Origin of the sequence: Klebsiella sp. FDAARGOS_511, from assembly GCF_003812845.1 — a bacterium.
GTDB lineage: Bacteria > Pseudomonadota > Gammaproteobacteria > Enterobacterales > Enterobacteriaceae > Klebsiella > Klebsiella grimontii.
Window position 1 is genome coordinate 701682 of sequence record NZ_CP033824.1, and the last position, 16760, is coordinate 718441.

A 16760-nucleotide genomic window follows, 5' to 3' on the forward strand; every position below is an offset into this window, starting at 1 on the left:
ATGGCCGGTTACTGGTCAGCTAACTGCAGTACGCCGCTTTGCTCTGATTCGGAATAAACAATCAGGCCGGTATATTCGGGAACCACCGAGCCATCGTCAGCTTCAAAAGCCGGGATGCTTCCGTCGGTGATGATGTAAGCGGGCTGTCCTTCACCCTCAGCAAAAGAGTAAAGACTCCGTATCTGGTCGAGGGTCAGTACAATACGCGACATAGTGTTCTCCTGATGCTGCTGCCGGTTTAGCTGTCAACCGCCACTGGCGGCCGGAAGTTTGCCTGGAGCAATCCAGACAGAACCGAGATCGTCTTCGGCACCGTCATACTCCGCAAAGCCGAGATAGAACTGACCCGCTGTAGCCGGAATTGCACGACCGTCAGCATCAGCCGTCAGCGGGTCACCGGCGACAACATCACCACCATAGATGACCGGGGTCAGTTGGCTGCGAACCACATCAGCGGGTTCACCGACGCTGGCAGCAACGAGGGTGGTGACACCGATAATCAGCTTGCTGCCATCGACGGCCAGAGTGATTTCGTCCGGCACCGTTCCATGCGTGACCATACGACGCGCAGCCAGTGCCACTTCTGCCTTATGGCAGGTAATCAGACCCGGAATATTCATTGCTGGGCTCCTTTCTTCACGTGGTTAACGGCGTCCGTCATGGAGATGGTGCGACCCTGTTTAGCCTGCTCTGCCTGATAGTTCTGTGCGGCAGTGGCCAGCGCGGAAGCGTCGGCGAAATCGACCGGAGCATCAGCCGTGCCGGTTTTTTCGCTGAAGTCCATCACTTTGGGCTTCTGGCTCAGCACATCACGCAGCAGCTCTTCCGGAGTTTTGTTCACCGTGGCGTCGCCATCAGCAAAAGACAGCGGTGTGGAGTCAAGGCAAAGCAGTACCTCAACCACAGTATTCTTCTGGCGTGGCAGGATAGATCCCGCTTTAACCAGCCCGTCTGCATAGCTGACAACCGCGTCGCGGCGCACCTTCGCATCGCGTTGTTTTGCGGCTTCTTCATCCTTGCGTAGTTTCTCTTCACGCTCTGCCAGCGCTGTTTCGCGCCGGGCGAGCTCCTCCGCCGTAACGGTGGGCGTTTGGTTCGGATCCACATTATTCTCCTCGGCATATGCCAGTGGTGAGATTGACTTACGTTCATCGGTGGCCGAGTCCAGAATCGACTGGATACGCCACTGAGGAATGATGGAATCGGCCTGCTCGATGGTTGTCTCCTGAATCACCCAGTCGCGAATCGACTGAAACAGGCTGGCCAGATTGTCGGCTTCCCACGGCAACGCGAACTCCAGCGGGCCGTTATCGCCGCTGGCCTCTGCGAACTGCGCATCAGGGAGCCCTTTGACGCCAGGAGGGACGGCCCCCAGAAAACCCACGTGGCGGGCATAGAAATGACCAGGTTTCGGGTTGCCGGGGCTGTCAGGCTGATAAATAGAGAGGGAGCGTTTTTTGTAGCTGCCCGCGTTGAAGGCTTCTGCGAAGGCCGGATTCACCTGACGCGGCGCGGCGTAGACGATGCCGTCACGGTATTCAAGGCGTTCCGCCCAGCCATACGCCGGAGCGGTCAGGCTCGGGTGCCCGATGACAAAAGGGGCTTCCGATACTGAAGGATCGTAGCTGTTGGCCAGATCAATGCAGTCTTCAGGGGTGAACGTGATGGTCCGGCCATCCATCGCGGTGTGGGTGCCGGGGGCAAAAACCGCAAGTGTCGCTTTAGCTGTGCTCGTCGTCATGGCTGTCGTCATTCTGGTTGTCAGGGGTTATGGCGACATCATGACGAAACGTGCTCAGGGGGTAATCTGCCCACGGACAGATAAAACGGGACGGAAGGTAAAACTGAGGGCCAGCGCAGGGGAGGAAAAGGGCCGGGAACCGTATTAAAACGTATTATAATACGGGTCGCCAGCGTGGATTGCGTCATCGTAGCCTGGCGACCACCAGAACGCGTTACAGGGCGTCTGACGGCGACATCAGTTAAACGCCCCCTGCAGGTAGTTTTTTGCCATATCGATAAGGGTTTCCCCTTCCGCTTTCGACACACCCAGCCACTTTCTGGCGGGGATCGTGATTTTGTAGGCCGGAATGGTGTGCCACTGTGAGTAGTTTGATTTCGACTTACGGACGAACTGACTGGCAACCTTGCCGTTTTTCTTCTGCCGGTAATACGCCTGCTGACTGCGGGCGGCGATTTCGATGGTCCCGCCAAACTGGTGAATGGCACCATAGACCCGGTTCGTACCGAACAGCAGTTCATCAGCATTCACCTGCCAGCGCAGGGTGTTATGCAGATAACCGTCGCGGGTGAGAACCTTGTCCGCATTTTTCCGCTTATGTTTCCGGTACCGGGCCGACAGCTCCTGCCACGGTACGCCCTCCGGCGATGTCTGCTCCGTGAAACGCTGCTGGTGAAACTCCAGCAGGCGCTCTCCCATTGAACGCAGCAGCGGTGCCGGGCGCATCATTTCGGTCCGTGCATCCCACAGTCGGTTCAGCGCATCCTGAGCATCAAACGTCAGCGTCACACCCGACATCGTCAGTCCTCCCGCGACCACAGGCTGATACCCTGTCGCAGGGACTGCAGCAGCGTATCATCAGTTGAAATATTCCCGGCCCAGCCATCGCGCCCGGTCGCGAACACCACCGACAGTGGGTCCGCTTCACCTTCCTGCTGCAGGCGTGCCAGGTAATAGCGCCTCACCAGCGACTGCTGTTCTTCCCAGACAATCTGCGCCCATATTTCATCGGGGTGACGGACAGCCTCGGCCAGCTGAAGTGCCTGCGCCAGTGTCAGCGGTATCTGGCCCTGACCGTTCGGCGATGTGAACATGTCGCTGCCAATGGCAATGCGCTGGCCTGTCGGGTCCCGGAACGCTGCATCGCGATCAGCGGTCGCGCCAAACAGTTGCAGGAAGGTGTCCACCGCATCAGTATCGCCTTCAGGCACCGGAGCCGGACGGGGCGCTGGCAACGGTGCCGCTGTGGCTGGCGATTCCGCCACCGGCGTGAATGGTCCGTCACCGACCGGGTTACTGCCCCGGGGTGGGGGCACCTCGCTGAAATACCGGCTGCGGCCCGGGGTATGCTCAAAGCCCGGGTCAATCCCCTCCGGCACAATAACGGTCCTCGGGCCACCCGGGCTGCGCTGACCAATCACGCGGGCCATGAATTTAATCGGGGGCGCAGTATCCGGGCCGTCTTTGCCCATGCGTCGCAGGTCGTCTTCGGTGCGGGCAATCACACTGCACTGACAGCCCCAGGCATTGATCGGGAAATGGTAAATCCACCACGGGTCATCTGCCCGCAGCACCATACCGTTCCAGCCCAGATGCTCCTGGCGGGGATGCTCCACCGCATCGCTGTGGACATACTCCCAGTACGGATGGGTGTCGCGCATGTCCATCAGCTGCTGGTAGCGTCCGGCCATGTAAGCGCTGCGCAGGTTCGTCTCGTAAATGGTGCGGGAGCGCCACTCAAAGCCGCCGTTATAACTCCAGCCATATCGCGCAACGATGGCCGCAAAATCCTTGCGGAAGGTTTCCAGCGTACCACCGTCAAGACTTTTCTCGACTGCGGTACGCAGGTCTGCCAGCAGGGCATCCCGGCTGGCTCCGGCAACCATAAACTCATTGTCATGCGCGGAGCCATAGACATCTGTCCAGGCATCGGTCTTCGTGCTGAACTTGCGACGGAAGAAGGCGATCTGCTCGCTGAACGGCAGCGAGCCATAGCTGACGTTACCGGCCATTCATTTCCTCCAGCAGATCGTTACGTCCTGCCAGGGCGGCAGCGGACATGGCTTCGCCCAGAATACGGGCATAGTCATCAAGCGACATCTCAGGTATCAGCGCCGTCAGGCCGTCACGCAGCTCGTCGGCGGTCTCCGCAGAGTCGACCAGCGCTTTTATCTGATTGATCCAGCCATCCATGACCGGTCGCAGTTCGGTGTTGAGGCGACCGGCCATCAGCGTGGCGGTATCGTTATGGTCCGGGTCATGCTCCGCAAATGACGATGGCGCAGCGCCCCGGGGAACGGATACCGGCTCAGGCTTCGGCTCCCACTCGCCACCATAGGTCTCTTTGACGTAAGCCAGCGTCGGGCGATAGCCGGTGCTCTCGCTGATGGTTTTGTCACGTTCGGACCGGTCTTTCAGGTCTTCCGCCTCTTCGAAGACGCGGGACACCACCGGCACTGCGGCATCGGGGAAATTAAACTCGGTAAACCATTTCCCCGGCCCCCGGTTCCAGGACTCGCAGATAACATCCGCATCGGCCTTGACGATGGAGTCCAGCACCTTGTCCTGCAGGGACTCGTTACCACCGATACCTTTTGCCGCACCACCTGAGCTGGATATCTGCCCCACCGTCACGCGGCGGATGGCCTCATTCATCGCGTTGTACATCGCCTGATAGTCAGCTGCACCGGAACGGGCAGCAGACATCAGTTCGACGCTCATCCCCTCGGGCATAATGACGCCGCTGTCGGTAGAGATGGCCCGGGTCAGCGCCAGCAGGTTACGTTTCTGCTCCTGCGTGGCCCCTTCGGGGTGTTTCCCGGCGACGGTCGGCATTCCGAACTTGTCCAGGAAAATCAGCCAGAACTTGATATCGTTGCGCTTGAAGAACGTCGGCCAGTACAGCCAGTGCGCCAGCCCCAGACCGTAGGGTTCATCATCATGATCTGCGCCGGTGGAAAATGACCAGAAGTACGGCCCCTCGCAGGGCTCACCGGCCATCATGTTCTGTGGGGTCAGCAGGCGCAGTTCGCCTTTCGGGCTGAAACGGAAGCGGCGACGGTCGCGGACCTTAATGTCGTCAATCCACAGTAAATTATCCCGGACACCATAAATCAGCTCTGACACCGCATAGCCATAGAACACGCCATAGTGCATCAGACGGGTGATGCGGTCGAAGCCCAGCGCGTCTATCTGCTGGCGCATGGCGTCTGCCGCCTCGATATCCACTGGGCGCTCGCCTCCGGCCTCGACCTTAATCTCACGGGATATCAGCGCATCCTGCCGCTGGCTGAAGGCTGACTTGACCTCATCGTCACTCAGTACCTCGCGGTAAATCTTCAGGTCAGGTGCGCCGCGATGCTGCAGAACGCTGTCATCGGATAATGCCAGCGCACCAATCCACGGGCGGGTGATATCGCGCCCGTCACCGGTCGAGGCAAACTCGCGCCCCAGTTCAGGACGCGGTGTGGATGAGGGTTTTGATGGCATTTGTCTTTTTTGTTTTTTGCGACTCACAGGAATCCTCCAAAGTCATTAATGCCACGCACGGTACCGAACCCGGTGTCAGTGAATTCACCGGCGCTGCTGCTGTCGCCGAAGCCTGACAGCACGCGGAAAATATCGCGCTCACCGGTGGACTCAAATGCTATCTCAGTGGCCAGATTCAGGGCGGCATAGTTCGCCAGACAACCGGCAATCGCCGTATCGCCGTGACGCACCAGTTCGGGGTCTTTGAGGTCTTTTTTCTCCAGACTGGCCACCATCGGCACGCCATCGATATTTTCCACTGCCCGCAGATCCTGCGCCGTGTTCTCATCGCGTGGCAGAATGATCATGCAGTCCTCAAACAGACCGGTGAATTTCGGCATCCAGAAGCCGTACCACTTGCGGTTCAGGGTAATCTCGGCGATGCGCGGGCGACCATAGCGGTCGGCGGTATACTCGGCCAGTACCATCCCCGGTCCGGTGGCATCCATCGCACCGCCTGACTGGCGGGGAAGATGCTCGATGATCCAGAACAAAATCTGCTGCTGCAGCGCTGAGGGCACGTTGTTCAGCTCCAGCAGGAACGGAACGTCGCGACACAGGTTCTGCATGATGGCCATCGGTACGATGGAGGAGAAGTGACGGTGGCGGGCGAAGTCCATACCAAACACGTGACGCAGCTCCGGGTTCAGAGTCTCTGCCATCACCGGGCGCAGCTCCCTGTCAATCCAGTCATTACCCCATGACGCGCGCTCTGCCTCGGTCATATGGATAAAGTCATCATCAAGCGCGAGACGTATGACTGGCCGTTCCTCCGGCATGGCCCGCTCGATCCAGACACCGGGAATACAGATACCGTTACCGTCACGCGGGATGGCGTCCAACTCCTCGCGCATCGCCGCTTTACGCGGGCCATAGGCGTTACGGATGCGGTTATACCAGGTCTTTTTCCCTTCGACGGTTGCCGCTTCGCCTTTCATCGCGCAGACCCGCTCAAACAGGCCATTGGCGACAGCATCATCAAAGGTCACGGTAAATACGGCGGCGTCATTGCCATAGCGGCCCGCTTCAATATCGTTACAGAACTGACAGAACGGGTTGTTCTTGCCGTTATGGGAACTGATGATAACGATACGCCCGCCCCAGATAAGCAGTGCCGTCGCTGCATCCAGTACGCCCTGTACATCCTGGTGGAATGCCGCTTCGTCGATAACCACCACGCCCTGCAGACCACGGATGTTGGCTGGCCTGGACGAGAGCGCAGCAACCTGGAACCCGCTGGCAAAGCGGACCCGATAGGCCGCAATCATCCGGGTGTTGCCCTGTTCGTCCTGGTCCTCGAAGAGAAACTCCTCGATGGCAGAGACGTCCTGTGCCTGCTGTGCTGCGATGACCCTGGCGAACTTGGCCACGTAGCCGATGAATTCCAGCCCTTTCTCTTTGGTATCACCGATGTAGTAGACGTTGTCGCCGCCAGCGGCTTTCTGCGCCCCGGCTATCAGGGTCGAGTTAAGCCCCCAGGCAAAGGTGATGCCGGTACGACGGCCTTTCGGGATAGCCAGAATAGAGACGTCATACTTAAGGCATTCGACCTGGTGGGCCATCAGCACGCCGTCGGCAAACGGGTTGAAGCCGAACGGGATTTCCCTGGCCCGCGCCGGAAGCTCATCCCATTCAACGGTACGGATAGTGGACGCTAATGGTTTCATCACTTGATCCCCAGCACGCGCTCACGCCAGAACTGCACCTGGTCTTCGCTGAGTCCCTGCGCTCTGGCCGTCTCTTTCAGATTCTCTTCCTGCTCGCGCAGCAGCCGCTCACGGGCGGCACGCTCAATCTCGCGGCGCTCATCGAGGCTGGCCTTACGCGACTGCAGGACGTCTTTTGCTGCCCGGGCAAGGTGGCGCACCGTATCAATATCCGGATCTTCTTCCTGTTGGGCGGTAAAGGCGGCATGGGTGGTGAGCGTGGTGACAGCCTGAACCATCAGGGCACCGGCGCGTTCGTCGGGATTCTCACCCAGCTCACTCACCAGCAGGCGGGCCATCTGGTCCTGCTCGCGCATGCGACTGACCATTTCGCCAAACGTCTGCTTATAACGACCCAGCGCACTGCGGCTGGGTGCATCCTCGCCCGGGAAGTGCTCGTGGATATCGGCCAGCAGCTCATCCAGCGTCATACGGTCTTCCCGCAGACGGCGCTCGATATGGGCGCGGACGTCAGGCTCCAGACGGTGAATCGTGGACTTTCTTCCCATATCAGCCCCCCGCGCCGGGACGCTTCACACCAGGCACAATCGCCCGACCCGCAGCCACATCAGCGCCGCGTTCGGTCAGGCGGGCAACCAGCACCGTCCCGATATCTTCAACTGTCACCAGACCCTGCTCTTCAAGCCAGCGCAGCTCTGATTTAATCTGATCGCGGCTGGGGGCGTGGCCATAGCGGGTCAGTGCCTGGTAAATGACGGAACTGTTGGAGCTGTAGCTCGGCATTTCGGATAAAAAACGCAGCATGACGAGGCGCTGGTCCTCACGCAAAAAACTGGCAAAGTTCATGGGTCCTCCGTTATTTCTTCTGCAGCAGATAGGCTTCAATATTCTCAGTACGACGATAGGTGGCCGCTATCTGCTCCTGCATCCCGTGCATCTGGGCTTCAGTTCGGCTCAGTTTTGCGATGAGTTCGGTGATTTGCGACTGCGTTGGCACCGATTTAATCTGCGCCTCAACGGTGGTGATGCGGGTGCGCAGCTCCAGCAATTCCTTCTGACTGGCGGACTGGCGACCAATCAGCCAGGTATAGACACCGACCACCGCCATCACTGCCCATTGCAAAAATGCCCAGTCGAATCTCAGTTCATTTATTCCCACAGTTACCCTCCTGGGCACACTTGATGACTTCAACCAGTTGACCGGCGCACAGGCCGTACTGGTCATATAACTGCTTCTGAGCCACCGCGAGATCGTCCATGCTGCTACTTGCCGGAAACACCGGACGAGGGCATGGTACGGTCATCCTCGCGGGCAAGACCCGAGGAAGCGGCTGTTGCTGCTCTCTCACGGGCTCCGGCGAGTTCCTGCATGACGTCAGCATCAAACCTGCAACCAGCACGGCTGGCAGCGTTCTTTTTGAGAGCCTCACGAATGGCCTCCGTGGATTTTTCATCCGCCTGCTGGCGGGCGTTAATTTGCTGTGCCAGTAAGCTGCTGGCCTGATTCGCCTGCGCAGTCAGTTGCCTGGCCCCGTCGATAAACTGATTCAGGGAGTCGGCGGCCTGCTGAGTCTTCTGATTCGCAACCTCAAGTCGCACATCCGCTTCCCCGCGCTCGTATCCCTGATGCCAGATAAACCAGACCGATCCCAGTATCAGCGCTGCCCACAACAGATAACGGGCGAACACTTTCACCCACTCAGTCGACGTCATGGCACTCTCCCGGTCCCCAGCCCGCTGCCAGATAGCGCGGTTGCCAGGTGTAGATGATTTTCAGGGGATAGCCCCGGTTCTCGCGAAAGTTGGCTGCGCTCCGGCCCGCATTCACCTTTTCGACCTGGTTCCAGTAACGACTGGCATCCAGCCCGCGACTGGTGGCCAGCTTCCGGTCTTTCTGGACCCAGCCCAGACCGCCATTATAGGCCGACAGCACAAAAGCCATGCGGTCACAGTCGCTGGCGGTACCCGGGATACGCTGCCAGTGCCAGCGGTTGTACTGTACCAGCGCCCGCATGGCCCACGACGGGTTGTATGGCTGATGGTTTTTCAACTGGTCGGGGTAAATACCGGCAATCCAGCTGGCGGTGGCAGGCATAAACTGTGCCAGCCCCTGCGCTCCGACCGGAGAACGGGCGCGAGCGTTCCACTGTGATTCCTGATGGATTTGGGCGGCGAAGGTGGATACCGGAGCGTTGAGCCCCCAGACAGCGCGGGCATTGCGGGTCAGCTCGCGCTGGTATTGCCGGGCCTCAACCGGAATGCTGGCCGCAAAGACCGGATGGCAACCACTCAGCAGGCAAAGCAGGACGAGGGACAGCGCGAGTCGGATCATCGTCAGAGCCCCATCGTCACGCCGATACAAATCGCCGCGACAATCAGTGCCCGTCGCAGCAGAACGGCGGCAAAAATCAGCTCATAGCCGTGCGAGACCGGAAATTCCACTCTTCCCTCGCAACCGTGAGGTAGTGGTGGAGGGGCATCAGAATGGCTGTTATTTCCGGTGCTTCGCTTCTTCGCTTCTCGGGTTTTCCAGTTCTCAGTCAGATAACTCCCCGGGCTGGCATAGGGAAACAGTGCCCGATCAAGGTGGTAGCCGAGAATGGCGGCGATAGAAACCAGCGACAGCTTGTACAGCGTGACGCCGAGCTGTTCCGGGGAAATGACGGCAATAGCGGCCAGCAGCGCAACGGCAAGGATGATCCAGTTGCGCAGCCGCTGGTGACGGACCTTGTGAAGTAACGACATGAGGTGACTCCTGAAGATGAATGTGCCCGTGGGCTAAATAGATCAGGAGATAGTGTGTGTCAGAATGGGGTGCAGAGTAATTTGCCCCCGGGCAGAAAAAAGCCCGACAGATATCGGGCTTCCTGAAGGTTAATTCTGTTGTTGAGGTGTATTACCTATTTTCTTCAGTTGATCGCTGTGAACGTCAATAAAAGGAGCCATCTTACGCTGGAACCAGCCGATGTTAACCATTTCTGATTTCGGATAGTTCATTGCACGAAGCTGCTCGTTATAACACAACGCATCCAACACGCGGAGAACCGGTGGCTCATCCATTTCGATGGTCAGGCGCTTATCTGTGAATTCAGCAATGTTTTCCTCCGAGGGTTCGGTTTTCATCATCGCCTTCTCGATCTCTACAAATTGACGTGCCAGATCGAAGTGAAGTCGAGCCCTCTGAGAAGACCCCAACACCAGATTAATAGCTGATAGACCAGTCACCAACCCAAGGGCAACAAGTGCCACGGTTTTCCACGATTGTTCGAGTACCCCGTAAATGGCTGTTGAACCCAGCATCACGGATAACATATTGCTGACTTGATCTAACCTGTCGTAAAACGCCCGACGACGGTTGTGATATCTTACAGAACGACGGATATCAAACAGCAAGTGATGCCATTTTTTGGTGATGTTATCTTGTGCTTCCTCCATTTTTATCCCCTTTTGTTGGAAGTGGGTCCGGTGGAGCGAATGTGTTCGATATTACAATACCATCACGGATATCGCCAAAGTCAGTTGGTCGCTTGTCCTTATGGCTTTCTGTTATTGGGCCGGAGGGTCTTTGAGGCCTGCCATTAGATGGTTTTTGTTTTGATTTATCATTCATCTTTAATATCTCCTCTCAAGTCTACAGATTTGTCAAATAAATCCAATACGTCTAACAGGCTGTTGGGACGCGAGGAAATTTTCGAGATCGCCCTCGTAAAGAGCCAGTATTATTTTATGTAATGCATTGAAAAAAACGGTATAGCTTGCATCCTTATCAGGTTGAATGTCATGGATTTTATCAATGTGCTTAACCGCAACCTGGAAATCACCATCCGATTGTCTCCTCACCATGAAAACAATCTCAATTTGTGGTCTGAAATCACTTTTTTGCTTATCAAATACCGTAATTCGCACCCCAAAATGCCAGAAGGTATCATCATCCAGATACATAGCGCCTGGTATAGTGACCCTACCCTCGGACGGCTCAACAGTATCAGGGTTAAACCATTCAACGTTTTCTTCAGGCACCTCAAGGTATCTGATAAAACGCATTCCAAAATCACGAGCGAACTTATGACAATGGGCGCGATACACAATAAATTTTTTTTGTGACTCATCAAACGCTGCGCAAATCTCTTCAAATTTACTCATCAAATCCCCCAGAGTTTATTAGTCCACGGACAGATTAATTCTTGTTTTCTTAGTGTTAGCGTTTCTGGAGAAAGAGCGGCCTGCGGGATGCGTCAACATCCTGCAGGCCAGTAACACACAGAGCATTCCTGTGAGTCACATCATGGCTCAGTCCGTCTCGCGAGACAGATTCAGCCTACTGCATTTTCATTCAATGAAAAAGGCTTACAGAATATGAAATCTCAGTTTTTGCCAGTATTACCGTGGATGGGGGGCAAACGCCGCCTGGCCAGACATATTCTTCCGTTATTTCCGTCACACACCTGCTACGTGGAGCCGTTCTGCGGTGCAGCTGCGCTCTACTTCATGAAAGAGCCCAGCAAGGTAGAGGTCATCAACGATATCCACGGAGAACTGATTAACCTGTACCGGGTGATCAAGCATCACCTTGATGAGTTTGTCCGGCAGTTCAGGTGGGCACTGGTCAGTCGGCAGATATACCGCTGGATGAAGGATACCCCGGAAGAAACACTGACCGACATTCAACGGGCGGCCCGCTTCTTCTACCTGCAGAAACAGGCGTTTGGCGGCAAAGTGGCCGATCACACCTTTGGCACTACTACCACCAGCGCACCACGCCTTAACCTGCTGCGCATCGAAGAAGAACTGTCGCTGGCTCACCTGCGACTTTCCAGAACCACCATTGAGCACCTTGACTGGGCTACCTGCATTAAGCGGTACGACAGGCCACATACGCTTTTTTACTGTGACCCACCGTACCTGAAAACTGAGGGGTATGGCGTTGAATTTGGGCTGGAGGAATATGTGCGCATGGCGGAACTGGCGCGCACCATCAGCGGGAAAATGGTTATATCGGTGAACGATATTGAGGAAATGAGGGAAACCTTTGCCGGACTACGGATTCAGACGGTCGATATCCGCTACAACCTGCAGACAACGGGTAAAGCTGAACTCAAGCGAGAGCTAATTATCTGCAATTTCTAATCATATCCTGAAGAGAATGGCCGATATCGGCCATTCTGACTCTAGTTCAATTACTCTGCGTTCTATGCGTTTGAGGGCGTTTTGGACACACCTGGAGTACAGCCATTTTTTACCCTAAGTAGTTGCAGTTGTGACAGTCGGGTATTTGCACTCTCAAGAGCACTATTTTTTTCCATAGTATTGCCGATGCCAAAATCACCCAAAAAGGAAAGAACTGAACGACCATCGAACTCACTTTCTTTATCAACATGTTGCAGAAAACCATGAACTTTGGCTTCCTCTAACTCTATTTCACGGCAAGACATAGTCTCCTTCTCATACTGAGTAAGTTCACCTTGTCGACCATAATTCTTTGTTGAACACCCAGTCACTAAAACCAAAGCAACTGCACTAACCCAGAGATAACGCATATTTATTCCTTACTTTGCTGTGCTAGTGGGGCAAATCAGCCCCAAAGACATCCCCGTAGCTCAATTATTACTATCGGGTGACGTTTTATTTTTCAGATAGTCAGCAATGCTCACCACATTACTTTTCCCAAACTCTCATTACTAGCTTGCGAACTTGCTTGGTTTTGGTTGTGCAAGCCCTTTGCCGACCTCAAGAATCGCCCTCCGTTGCTCTGGTGTCATCCCATCGAATGCATCCAGTAACTCTTTTTTTTCTGGAGACATCGCCTGCACCTCCTTTACAGAATGATCATTGCTCACTCCTGTGAGCAACCATGTTATATCAACGCCGAACTCCTGATGTATCCGTAGGAGGAAATCTCCGCCAGGCATAGCTTTACCATTTTCAATTTGGCTAATGCCTCCATTGGATATCCCCAGGCGAGCGGCAAAATCACGCTGGTTTAATCCAGCTTGTTTTCGAATAGAAATCACTCTCTCACCCACAGAAATGCTCATAAAAATGAATCTCGACATTGATATGCTCAAAATAATGAGCAATAATCTAACACACATAAGGCAAACATCATTGCATCAATAAAGGGGACAACGATGACTGCAGAACAAGTCAAAGCACTCTTTCGCCAGCGAGGGGTCACTTTCACCCAGTGGGCTGAAGAGCATGGCTACTCCCGGAACGAGGTCTACCGGGTTCTCAACGGCCAGACCAAAGCCAACTACGGTAAATCGCACGAGATCGCCGTCAAGTTGGGCCTCAAATCCGGCAACGTTGCAGCCTGAAATACCTGCAATAAGTGTAACAGTGTTTCGTATATAGAAAAGAGGTATGTGACATGAACAAGGTAATCACATCCACATCCGGTGGTCGCATCCTGCGGGTGCTCAAGGCGCTTAAAGGTGCCTCACTAACAGGCCGCTCCAACAGCGAGCTTGCTAAAGCACTGGACGAATCACCGGCCAATATCAACCGCGCCCTCAATACCCTTATTGAAGAAGGATTGGCCCAGAAGCTGGACAATGGTCGTTTCGCTCTGAGCGTTCAGCTTCTGCAAATTGCCCTTGCTCACAGCAATGAAATGGCTCGTGCTCAGGGCCGCATTGATGAGATGAACCAGCGCATCGTCTCTGGTAGCCACTAATTAAGGAAAGACACAAATGGCACGTACCAAATCGCAACCTGCTGAACTAATACCGGACGTCGCGTTAAATCCAGAACTTGAGGCCACCCAGAACCTGATAGCCACGGTCAGCAGCCAGATGAATGACGAACGTGACCTGCTGAACCAGCTACTTGGTCAGGCTCAGATGGCGGGTGCTTTCGAAGATTTTTCCCGCACGGTGCGGACTTCTAAACTGGCTTTTGTTAAGGAAAACAAGCTGTACCGGAATTTAAAGGATGCAAAAAATCCGCACGGTGCGGAAAAACTATCTGGAACTTGGGAAGAGTTTTGCGGCTTGCTGGGCAGGTCTGTTGATCAAGTAGACAGAGATATTGCCAATCTTACCGCCTTCGGCGAAGAAGCCCTTGAATCCATGTCCCGCATGGGCATCGGCTACCGCGAACTGCGCCAGTTCCGTCGCCTGCCGGAAGACCAGAAAAGTGCCCTGATCGAAGTGGCCAAAGAAGGCGACAAAACCGCGCTGCTTGAACTGGCCGAAGAAATGATCGCCAAACATGCTCGCGAGAAGGAAGAGCTGAAGACCGACCTTGAAATCAGTCGCCAGATGCTGGCCGAGAAAAAGGAAGAACTCGGCACGATGCGCAATGAAAAAGAAGAACTCAAGTCCCGTCTGGTTCGCCGCACCACCACTGAAACCCCGGACGAAGAAGGCGTGGCGCTTGAGACGGAAGTCACCGGCTTTAAAAGCGGGGTTCTCAGCGCATTCTTTGACCTTAAAAGCGGTTTCAACGCGCTGACCGAGCACACCGAACGCACCGGCATCAACCATACCGGCATGATGGCGGGCCTGCTCGATGACCTTCAGGCGCAGTTTGAAGAGCTGCGTCAGGAATTCAGCCTGCCGGAAGCCCGCGAGACCAGCGTGATACCGGACTGGGTAACAGAAGCACAGCAAGAGGCCAGCAATCATGATGACGAATAAAACAAACCAGTTACTGCAGGCTGCAACCAGAGCTAATGGTAAATGTCTGCTTAATCAGGACGATGTAAATCAAATGCCCCCTGAGTTTTCAGCATCCCATAAAGCATCTTTCGGGCCTCAAGTAATCGGGCAGACTGCCCTACGTGGCGGTTCTGAACAGCATGATTGTAATCGTCATATGCCTCTTTCCACTGGGGTTCAAGGCGGCTCAGGACTTCAGGATGCTCATGCGCCATTGCCATTAGTACATCAAACAATGCAACAAAAACCCCACTCGCCCAGTCGTCCGTGTGGTCGGTTTCTTTCTTTAATTGCTCGTATTCGTTGCTTTTCATTATTTAAACATCCTGCCTCAAAGGAAGAGAGTTCAAGGTATCACAATAAATAAGGGCAATAACTATGAATCCAGTCCTTACTCAGCGACTCGTTGCCATTGCTGAAGCGGCCAGTGCAGCCGGTCATGGCAACAAAGAAGCGGTGTATCAGGCCGCCTGCGAGGAATTGTGTATGTCACGTGCCACATTGCTCAAAAAACTGAATGCTGTCCGCCTGCAGAAGCCGAGAAAACAACGCTCTGATGCCGGTGATTCCGCGCTGACCCGCGAGGAGGCGATGACCATTTCCGGCACTCTGATGGAAACCATTCGCGGGACGGGCAAACGTACCCTCAGCGTGGAAAAAGCCATCAACAGCCTGCGCGATAACGGTCTGATCGTCAGCGGCAGGCTTGATGAGACCACCGGTGAGATTGTGCCGCTGTCGGCCAGCGCCATTATCCGCGCCCTGCGCCAGTACCGCCTGCACCCTGACCAGCTGCGGGCACCGGCTCCGGCAGTGCAGCTGGCCAGCCGCCACCCGAACCACGTCTGGCAGCTGGATGCGTCTATCTGCGTGCTTTATTACCTCAAGAACCCGGCCAAAGGGGTTAAAGGTGATACCGGACTGCGCATCATGGATGAGAAAGAGTTCAACAAAAATAAACCTGCCAACGTGGCCAAAGTCGTCAATGATCGCGTCTGGTCTTTTGAAGGAACCGACCACACTACCGGGTGGATCTACCTGGAGTACCGGTTCGGTGGCGAAACCACCGAGAACTTCACCTCGGTGCTCATCAATATGATGCAGGAGCGCGGCGGCGCTGACGTGCTGCACGGGGTGCCGAAGGTGCTGTTCACAGACCCCGGCGCAGCCCTGAAGTCCCCCACGATGGGCAATCTGTGCCAGGCGCTGGGTATCAGGCTGATTGCGCACAAAGCCCGCAACGCCCGGGCCACCGGCTCGGTGGAAAAGGCCCGTGACATTCTCGAACGGGATTTCGAACATGGCCTGCGCTTCTGTCGGGTGGAGAGCATCGACGAACTGAACCGCCTGGCGCGTCTGTGGCGGATGAAGTTCAACCGCACGGCCATTCACAGCCGTTACGGCATGGCCCGCACGGATAAATGGTTGCTGATCACCGAAGAGCAGCTGGTCAAGGCCCCCTCTGTTGAGGTCTGCCGGGAAGCAGCAGTGTCAGCGCCGGTCTGCTGTAAGGTGGACAGCTTTGTCCGGGTACGTTTCCGGGGGCGGCAGTACGACGTTTCCGCTGTGCCGGGTGTCTGTGTGAATGACCGGGTGATGGTTGCCCGCAACCTCTACCGGGACGATCAGGCTCAGGTGGTGATGACCGGTGAGGATGGTCTGAAATCGTTCTTCCTGGTTGACGAGGTGCAGAAAGACGAACACGGCTTTGCTGTTGATGCCCCGGTTATCGGTGAGAGCTTTAAACCGCTGCCCCAGACCGTTGCTCAGCAGCATCTTGATGAAGTTGAGCAGCACGTCTTCGGCACGGCCAGTAAAGAAGAAACCGAGGCCGCGAGAAAAGGCAAAGCCCTGCCGTTCGGGGGACGTTTCAACCCATATCTCGATATTGAACGCGACGATCACCCGACCTACCTGCCAAAACGCGGCCAGGAAAGTCAGGTTCGTGGCCCGCGCATCGAGCAGCGTCCGTTATCCCATGTTGAGGCGGCTAAATTACTGCGTGAGCGTCTGACGGCAACTGGCCATAACTGGTTCCCGGAACACTACGCGCAGCTGGTCAGTCGCTTTCCGGAAGGCGTTCCGGCAGAAGATATTGACGCCATCGCGCAGGAGCTGGCCGGGAACAAAGCGCCACGGCTCAGCATCGTTAACGGCCATTAA

24 protein-coding genes are annotated in these 16760 nt (G+C 55.6%); 5 read left to right on the forward strand and 19 right to left on the reverse strand.

Features of this window, described 5'->3' with window-relative positions; translation table 11 throughout:
- Positions 1–8: 8 nt before the first annotated feature.
- The 16 genes from EGY08_RS04565 to EGY08_RS04635 all read right to left on the reverse strand — a co-directional run bounded on the left by EGY08_RS04565 (position 9) and on the right by EGY08_RS04635 (position 11079).
- Complete coding sequence (locus EGY08_RS04565; RefSeq protein ID WP_073550107.1) at positions 9–212, reverse strand: hypothetical protein; 204 nt, start codon at positions 210–212, stop codon at positions 9–11.
- A 33-nt stretch (positions 213–245) separates the two neighbouring features.
- Positions 246–620, reverse strand: coding sequence for a DUF2190 family protein (locus tag EGY08_RS04570; RefSeq protein ID WP_065782785.1), 375 nt, complete (start codon positions 618–620; stop codon positions 246–248).
- Positions 617–1741 carry a hypothetical protein gene (locus EGY08_RS04575; protein WP_073550109.1) on the reverse strand — a complete coding sequence of 375 codons (1125 nt, stop codon included), beginning with the start codon at positions 1739–1741 and terminating at the stop codon, positions 617–619. The genes EGY08_RS04570 and EGY08_RS04575 overlap by 4 nt, the downstream gene beginning before the upstream one ends.
- Before the next feature lie 237 nt (positions 1742–1978).
- Positions 1979–2539: a phage virion morphogenesis protein gene (locus EGY08_RS04580; RefSeq protein ID WP_073550111.1), complete on the reverse strand. Its 561-nt coding sequence runs from the start codon at positions 2537–2539 to the stop codon at positions 1979–1981.
- A 2-nt stretch (positions 2540–2541) separates the two neighbouring features.
- Entirely contained in the window at positions 2542–3627 is a 1086-nt protein-coding gene (locus EGY08_RS04585; protein WP_228712770.1) for a PBECR2 nuclease fold domain-containing protein, read from the reverse strand.
- A 115-nt stretch (positions 3628–3742) separates the two neighbouring features.
- Positions 3743–5230: a DUF935 domain-containing protein gene (locus tag EGY08_RS04590; RefSeq protein ID WP_073550115.1), complete on the reverse strand. Its 1488-nt coding sequence runs from the start codon at positions 5228–5230 to the stop codon at positions 3743–3745.
- Positions 5231–5253: 23 nt separating this feature from the next.
- Positions 5254–6936, reverse strand: a complete 1683-nt coding sequence (locus EGY08_RS04595) for a hypothetical protein (protein WP_073550117.1) — start codon at positions 6934–6936, stop codon at positions 5254–5256.
- Positions 6936–7484 (reverse strand): phage protein Gp27 family protein, encoded by a 549-nt coding sequence (locus tag EGY08_RS04600; protein WP_016808584.1) that lies wholly within the window; start codon positions 7482–7484, stop codon positions 6936–6938. The genes EGY08_RS04595 and EGY08_RS04600 overlap by 1 nt, the downstream gene beginning before the upstream one ends.
- A 1-nt stretch (position 7485) precedes the next feature.
- Complete coding sequence (locus EGY08_RS04605) at positions 7486–7782, reverse strand: hypothetical protein (RefSeq protein WP_016808585.1); 297 nt, start codon at positions 7780–7782, stop codon at positions 7486–7488.
- Positions 7783–7792: 10 nt separating this feature from the next.
- Positions 7793–8095 carry a DUF2730 family protein gene (locus EGY08_RS04610; protein WP_032742847.1) on the reverse strand — a complete coding sequence of 101 codons (303 nt, stop codon included), beginning with the start codon at positions 8093–8095 and terminating at the stop codon, positions 7793–7795.
- 104 nt (positions 8096–8199) lie between these two features.
- Positions 8200–8649, reverse strand: a complete 450-nt coding sequence (locus EGY08_RS04615) for a hypothetical protein (protein ID WP_073550119.1) — start codon at positions 8647–8649, stop codon at positions 8200–8202.
- Positions 8636–9268, reverse strand: a complete 633-nt coding sequence (locus EGY08_RS04620) for a transglycosylase SLT domain-containing protein (RefSeq protein ID WP_073550121.1) — start codon at positions 9266–9268, stop codon at positions 8636–8638. The genes EGY08_RS04615 and EGY08_RS04620 overlap by 14 nt, the downstream gene beginning before the upstream one ends.
- A gap of 2 nt (positions 9269–9270) precedes the next feature.
- Complete coding sequence (locus tag EGY08_RS04625) at positions 9271–9681, reverse strand: putative holin (protein ID WP_073550123.1); 411 nt, start codon at positions 9679–9681, stop codon at positions 9271–9273.
- Between the two features lie 129 nt (positions 9682–9810).
- Positions 9811–10371 (reverse strand): hypothetical protein, encoded by a 561-nt coding sequence (locus tag EGY08_RS31030; protein WP_032742842.1) that lies wholly within the window; start codon positions 10369–10371, stop codon positions 9811–9813.
- On the reverse strand, positions 10352–10546 hold the full coding sequence (locus EGY08_RS30740) for a hypothetical protein (RefSeq protein WP_177945189.1): 195 nt from the start codon (positions 10544–10546) through the stop codon (positions 10352–10354). Before EGY08_RS30740 ends, EGY08_RS31030 begins: the two co-directional genes overlap by 20 nt.
- A 32-nt stretch (positions 10547–10578) precedes the next feature.
- Entirely contained in the window at positions 10579–11079 is a 501-nt protein-coding gene (locus EGY08_RS04635) for a hypothetical protein (protein ID WP_073550125.1), read from the reverse strand.
- Positions 11080–11292: 213 nt separating this feature from the next.
- Here EGY08_RS04635 and EGY08_RS04640 point away from each other — a divergent pair, with 213 nt between their 5' ends.
- Positions 11293–12063, forward strand: coding sequence for a DNA adenine methylase (locus EGY08_RS04640; RefSeq protein ID WP_073550127.1), 771 nt, complete (start codon positions 11293–11295; stop codon positions 12061–12063).
- 62 nt (positions 12064–12125) lie between these two features.
- Here the strand turns inward: EGY08_RS04640 and EGY08_RS04645 are convergent, their stop codons facing one another.
- Both EGY08_RS04645 and EGY08_RS04650 read right to left on the reverse strand, forming a co-directional pair.
- The gene (locus EGY08_RS04645) at positions 12126–12473 is read right to left on the reverse strand and encodes a hypothetical protein (RefSeq protein WP_073550129.1); all 348 of its coding nucleotides are present in this window, start codon (positions 12471–12473) and stop codon (positions 12126–12128) included.
- Between the two features lie 141 nt (positions 12474–12614).
- Positions 12615–12971 (reverse strand): helix-turn-helix domain-containing protein, encoded by a 357-nt coding sequence (locus EGY08_RS04650; RefSeq protein WP_025712876.1) that lies wholly within the window; start codon positions 12969–12971, stop codon positions 12615–12617.
- A gap of 93 nt (positions 12972–13064) precedes the next feature.
- On the opposite strand from EGY08_RS04650, the gene EGY08_RS04655 reads away from it, so the two are divergent.
- The 3 genes from EGY08_RS04655 to EGY08_RS04665 are packed head-to-tail and all read left to right on the forward strand — an operon-like array spanning position 13065 to position 14576.
- Positions 13065–13253 (forward strand): DNA-binding protein, encoded by a 189-nt coding sequence (locus tag EGY08_RS04655; protein WP_032742834.1) that lies wholly within the window; start codon positions 13065–13067, stop codon positions 13251–13253.
- Positions 13254–13306: 53 nt separating this feature from the next.
- Complete coding sequence (locus EGY08_RS04660) at positions 13307–13612, forward strand: helix-turn-helix domain-containing protein (RefSeq protein WP_032742833.1); 306 nt, start codon at positions 13307–13309, stop codon at positions 13610–13612.
- Between the two features lie 16 nt (positions 13613–13628).
- Entirely contained in the window at positions 13629–14576 is a 948-nt protein-coding gene (locus EGY08_RS04665; RefSeq protein WP_073550131.1) for a hypothetical protein, read from the forward strand.
- A 50-nt stretch (positions 14577–14626) separates the two neighbouring features.
- On the opposite strand, the gene EGY08_RS04670 is transcribed toward EGY08_RS04665, so the two are convergent.
- Positions 14627–14911 carry a hypothetical protein gene (locus EGY08_RS04670; protein WP_073550133.1) on the reverse strand — a complete coding sequence of 95 codons (285 nt, stop codon included), beginning with the start codon at positions 14909–14911 and terminating at the stop codon, positions 14627–14629.
- 64 nt (positions 14912–14975) lie between these two features.
- Here EGY08_RS04670 and EGY08_RS04675 point away from each other — a divergent pair, with 64 nt between their 5' ends.
- Positions 14976–16760: a DDE-type integrase/transposase/recombinase gene (locus EGY08_RS04675; RefSeq protein ID WP_073550135.1), complete on the forward strand. Its 1785-nt coding sequence runs from the start codon at positions 14976–14978 to the stop codon at positions 16758–16760.

What these genes read in the sequence shown, in the direction of transcription:
- EGY08_RS31030 (WP_032742842.1), bottom strand. Translation starts at nt 10,371, where the DNA reads ATGGAGGAAGCACAAGATAACATCACCAAAAAATGGCATCACTTGCTG.
- EGY08_RS04655 (WP_032742834.1), top strand. Translation starts at nt 13,065, where the DNA reads ATGACTGCAGAACAAGTCAAAGCACTCTTTCGCCAGCGAGGGGTCACT.
- EGY08_RS04660 (WP_032742833.1), top strand. Translation starts at nt 13,307, where the DNA reads ATGAACAAGGTAATCACATCCACATCCGGTGGTCGCATCCTGCGGGTG.
- EGY08_RS04675 (WP_073550135.1), top strand. Translation starts at nt 14,976, where the DNA reads ATGAATCCAGTCCTTACTCAGCGACTCGTTGCCATTGCTGAAGCGGCC.
- EGY08_RS04570 (WP_065782785.1), bottom strand. Translation starts at nt 620, where the DNA reads ATGAATATTCCGGGTCTGATTACCTGCCATAAGGCAGAAGTGGCACTG.
- EGY08_RS04670 (WP_073550133.1), bottom strand. Translation starts at nt 14,911, where the DNA reads ATGAAAAGCAACGAATACGAGCAATTAAAGAAAGAAACCGACCACACG.
- EGY08_RS04590 (WP_073550115.1), bottom strand. Translation starts at nt 5,230, where the DNA reads ATGCCATCAAAACCCTCATCCACACCGCGTCCTGAACTGGGGCGCGAG.
- EGY08_RS04625 (WP_073550123.1), bottom strand. Translation starts at nt 9,681, where the DNA reads ATGTCGTTACTTCACAAGGTCCGTCACCAGCGGCTGCGCAACTGGATC.
- EGY08_RS04575 (WP_073550109.1), bottom strand. Translation starts at nt 1,741, where the DNA reads ATGACGACGAGCACAGCTAAAGCGACACTTGCGGTTTTTGCCCCCGGC.
- EGY08_RS30740 (WP_177945189.1), bottom strand. Translation starts at nt 10,546, where the DNA reads ATGAATGATAAATCAAAACAAAAACCATCTAATGGCAGGCCTCAAAGA.
- EGY08_RS04645 (WP_073550129.1), bottom strand. Translation starts at nt 12,473, where the DNA reads ATGCGTTATCTCTGGGTTAGTGCAGTTGCTTTGGTTTTAGTGACTGGG.
- EGY08_RS04585 (WP_228712770.1), bottom strand. Translation starts at nt 3,627, where the DNA reads ATGGTTGCCGGAGCCAGCCGGGATGCCCTGCTGGCAGACCTGCGTACC.
- EGY08_RS04620 (WP_073550121.1), bottom strand. Translation starts at nt 9,268, where the DNA reads ATGATCCGACTCGCGCTGTCCCTCGTCCTGCTTTGCCTGCTGAGTGGT.
- EGY08_RS04565 (WP_073550107.1), bottom strand. Translation starts at nt 212, where the DNA reads ATGTCGCGTATTGTACTGACCCTCGACCAGATACGGAGTCTTTACTCT.
- EGY08_RS04580 (WP_073550111.1), bottom strand. Translation starts at nt 2,539, where the DNA reads ATGTCGGGTGTGACGCTGACGTTTGATGCTCAGGATGCGCTGAACCGA.
- EGY08_RS04615 (WP_073550119.1), bottom strand. Translation starts at nt 8,649, where the DNA reads ATGACGTCGACTGAGTGGGTGAAAGTGTTCGCCCGTTATCTGTTGTGG.
- EGY08_RS04650 (WP_025712876.1), bottom strand. Translation starts at nt 12,971, where the DNA reads ATGAGCATTTCTGTGGGTGAGAGAGTGATTTCTATTCGAAAACAAGCT.
- EGY08_RS04600 (WP_016808584.1), bottom strand. Translation starts at nt 7,484, where the DNA reads ATGGGAAGAAAGTCCACGATTCACCGTCTGGAGCCTGACGTCCGCGCC.
- EGY08_RS04595 (WP_073550117.1), bottom strand. Translation starts at nt 6,936, where the DNA reads ATGAAACCATTAGCGTCCACTATCCGTACCGTTGAATGGGATGAGCTT.
- EGY08_RS04635 (WP_073550125.1), bottom strand. Translation starts at nt 11,079, where the DNA reads ATGAGTAAATTTGAAGAGATTTGCGCAGCGTTTGATGAGTCACAAAAA.
- EGY08_RS04665 (WP_073550131.1), top strand. Translation starts at nt 13,629, where the DNA reads ATGGCACGTACCAAATCGCAACCTGCTGAACTAATACCGGACGTCGCG.
- EGY08_RS04640 (WP_073550127.1), top strand. Translation starts at nt 11,293, where the DNA reads ATGAAATCTCAGTTTTTGCCAGTATTACCGTGGATGGGGGGCAAACGC.
- EGY08_RS04605 (WP_016808585.1), bottom strand. Translation starts at nt 7,782, where the DNA reads ATGAACTTTGCCAGTTTTTTGCGTGAGGACCAGCGCCTCGTCATGCTG.